The following is a 3,500-nucleotide window of genomic DNA, read 5'->3' on the forward strand; positions in this document are numbered from 1 at the left end:
AATAGCCTGACGATGACCTACTTTCACACGGGAACCCGCACTATCATCGGCGCTGACGCGTTTCACTGTCCTGTTCGGGATGGGAAGGAGTGGTACCACGTCGCTATGGTCGTCAGGCATAAACTTTTTGTCTGATTGACTGAGAGTCAACCGGACCAATTTATAGAGCTAATCAGCTTCTGTCTTGTTAGACACCATGCATTGCTGCATGGATTTTGAATGCGTCAACTTGGCATAACATCCTTGAAGCACTTATGTGCTATCAAAGTTATAGGGTCAAGCCGCACGAGCAATTAGTATCAGTTAGCTTAACGCATTACTGCGCTTCCACACCTGACCTATCAACGTCCTGGTCTTGAACGACTCTTTAGGGGGCTCAAGGCCCCGGCAGATCTCATCTTGAAACGAGTTTCCCGCTTAGATGCTTTCAGCGGTTATCTCTTCCACACTTAGCTACTCGGCAATGCCACTGGCGTGACAACCGATACACCAGAGGTGTGTCCACTCCGGTCCTCTCGTACTAGGAGCAGGCTTCCTCAAATCTGCAGCGCCCACGGAAGATAGGGACCAAACTGTCTCACGACGTTTTAAACCCAGCTCACGTACCTCTTTAAATGGCGAACAGCCATACCCTTGGGACCGGCTACAGCCCCAGGATGAGATGAGCCGACATCGAGGTGCCAAACACCGCCGTCGATATGAACTCTTGGGCGGTATCAGCCTGTTATCCCCAGAGTACCTTTTATCCGTTGAGCGATGGCCCTTCCATACAGAACCACCGGATCACTATGTCCTGCTTTCGCATCTGCTCGACTTGTCAGTCTCGCAGTTAAGCACGCTTATGCCATTGCACTATCATCACGATGTCCGACCGTAACTAGCGTACCTTCGAACTCCTCCGTTACGCTTTGGGAGGAGACCGCCCCAGTCAAACTGCCTACCATGCACTGTCCCCGATCCCGATAAGGGACCCAGGTTAGAACCTCAAACACACCAGGGTGGTATTTCAACGTTGGCTCCACGATACCTAGCGGCACCGCTTCAAAGCCTCCCACCTATCCTACACAGATCTGTTCAAAGTCCAATACAAAGCTACAGTAAAGGTTCATGGGGTCTTTCCGTCTTTCCGCGGGGAGATTGCATCATCACAAACATTTCAACTTCGCTGAGTCTCGGGAGGAGACAGTGTGGCCATCGTTACGCCATTCGTGCAGGTCGGAACTTACCCGACAAGGAATTTCGCTACCTTAGGACCGTTATAGTTACGGCCGCCGTTTACTGGGACTTCAATCAAGAGCTTGCACCCCATCATTTAATCTTCCAGCACCGGGCAGGCGTCACACCCTATACGTCCACTTTCGTGTTTGCAGAGTGCTGTGTTTTTAATAAACAGTCGCAGCCACCGATTTTTTGCAACCTCATTGGGCTCCCCAAGTAAATGGTTCACCTACTAAAGGCACACCTTCTTCCGAAGTTACGGTGTCAATTTGCCGAGTTCCTTCTCCCGAGTTCTCTCAAGCGCCTTAGAATACTCATCTCGCGCACCAGTGTCGGTTTGCGGTACGGTCGTGTATAGCTGAAGCTTAGTGGCTTTTCCTGGAAGCAGGGTATCACTCACTTCGTCTGCAAGCAGACTCGTTATCACCCCTCATCTAAGCCCGGCGGATTTACCTACCAGGCACGACTACAGGCTTGAACCAACATATCCAACAGTTGGCTGAGCTAACCTTCTCCGTCCCCACATCGCACTATACATCGGTACAGGAATATTGACCTGTTTCCCATCAACTACGCATCTCTGCCTCGCCTTAGGGGCCGACTCACTCTACGCCGATGAACGTTGCGTAGAAAACCTTGCGCTTACGGCGAGGGGGCTTTTCACCCCCTTTAACGCTACTCATGTCAGCATTCGCACTTCTGATACCTCCAGCACGCTTTACAACGCACCTTCACAGGCTTACAGAACGCTCTCCTACCACTTGCAATAAATTGCAAATCCGCAGCTTCGGTAACTGGCTTAGCCCCGTTACATCTTCCGCGCAGGACGACTCGATCAGTGAGCTATTACGCTTTCTTTAAATGATGGCTGCTTCTAAGCCAACATCCTGACTGTTTTAGCCTTCCCACTTCGTTTCCCACTTAGCCCGTTTTAGGGACCTTAGCTGGCGGTCTGGGTTGTTTCCCTCTTGAGTCCGGACGTTAGCACCCGGTGCTCTGTCTCCCAGGCTGTACTCGACGGTATTCGGAGTTTGCATTGGTTTGGTAAGTCGCCATGACCCCCTAGCCAAAACAGTGCTCTACCCCCGTCGGTAATACCTGAGGCACTACCTAAATAGTTTTCGGAGAGAACCAGCTATTTCCAAGTTTGTTTAGCCTTTCACCCCTATCCACAGCTCATCCGCTAGTTTTGCAACACTAGTCGGTTCGGACCTCCAGTACCTGTTACGGCACCTTCATCCTGGCCATGGATAGATCACTTGGTTTCGGGTCTACACCCAGCGACTTGACGCCCTATTCGGACTCGATTTCTCTACGGCTTCCCTATTCGGTTAACCTTGCCACTGAATGTAAGTCGCTGACCCATTATACAAAAGGTACGCAGTCACCCTTGCGGGCTCCTACTTTTTGTAAGCATACGGTTTCAGGATCTATTTCACTCCCCTCCCGGGGTTCTTTTCGCCTTTCCCTCACGGTACTAGTTCACTATCGGTCAATGATGAGTATTTAGCCTTGGAGGATGGTCCCCCCATATTCAGACAGGATTTCTCGTGTCCCGCCCTACTTGTCGCAAGCTCAGTACCACACAGGTCATTTCACGTACGGGACTATCACCCTCTATAGTCGACCTTTCCAGATCGTTCCGTTATGTCTTGTGCTATCACTTGCAGGCTTCTCCGATTTCGCTCGCCACTACTTTCGGAATCTCGGTTGATGTCTTTTCCTCGAGCTACTGAGATGTTTCAGTTCACCCGGTTCGCCTCGCATGACTATGTATTCATCATGCGATACCCCTAAGGGTGGGTTTCCCCATTCGGAAATCTCCGGATCAAAGCTAATTTGCCAGCTCCCCGAAGCTTATCGCAGGCTATCACGTCCTTCGTCGCCTATCATTGCCAAGGCATCCACCATATGCTCTTATTCACTTGACCCTATAACTTTGACTTCTCTTTCAAGAATTCATCGTAATCTTCAAGGAATGTTTTGACAGGTCTCTCACCTGTCGCGTTATGCCGTATCCAATATTTAACTTACTTGAATAACTCGAATTTTCAAACGTGAAGTTTGATATTCATTTTGACGCAATCAAAATTATGTCGCCAATCACAACGCCAGGGCACGGTCCGCACTAAACCTTTACGAATGTGCGGTTTCCCAGACGCTGCTTAATGATTGGCAACGCTGATTAAACTCTATAAATTGTTAAAGAACAGCCGATTGATCAAGTAATCTCGATCAACAACAAAGCAGCCTCTTGCGAAGCAACTTTGGTATTGAATAAC

The 3,500-nt window shown here is 49.7% G+C and carries 2 rRNA genes; both read right to left on the reverse strand.

The annotated features are described in order from the left end of the window. Nucleotides 1-4: 4 nt before the first annotated feature. A 5S ribosomal RNA gene (rrf, locus tag DIC66_RS22600) occupies nucleotides 5-117 on the reverse strand. A gap of 155 nt (nucleotides 118-272) precedes the next feature. Further along, nucleotides 273-3,149: ribosomal RNA gene (locus DIC66_RS22605) — 23S ribosomal RNA — on the reverse strand. Nucleotides 3,150-3,500 lie beyond the last annotated feature (351 nt).

This window comes from Rhodoferax lacus (genome assembly GCF_003415675.1).
GTDB classification, from domain to species: Bacteria; Pseudomonadota; Gammaproteobacteria; order Burkholderiales; family Burkholderiaceae_C; genus Allorhodoferax; species Allorhodoferax lacus.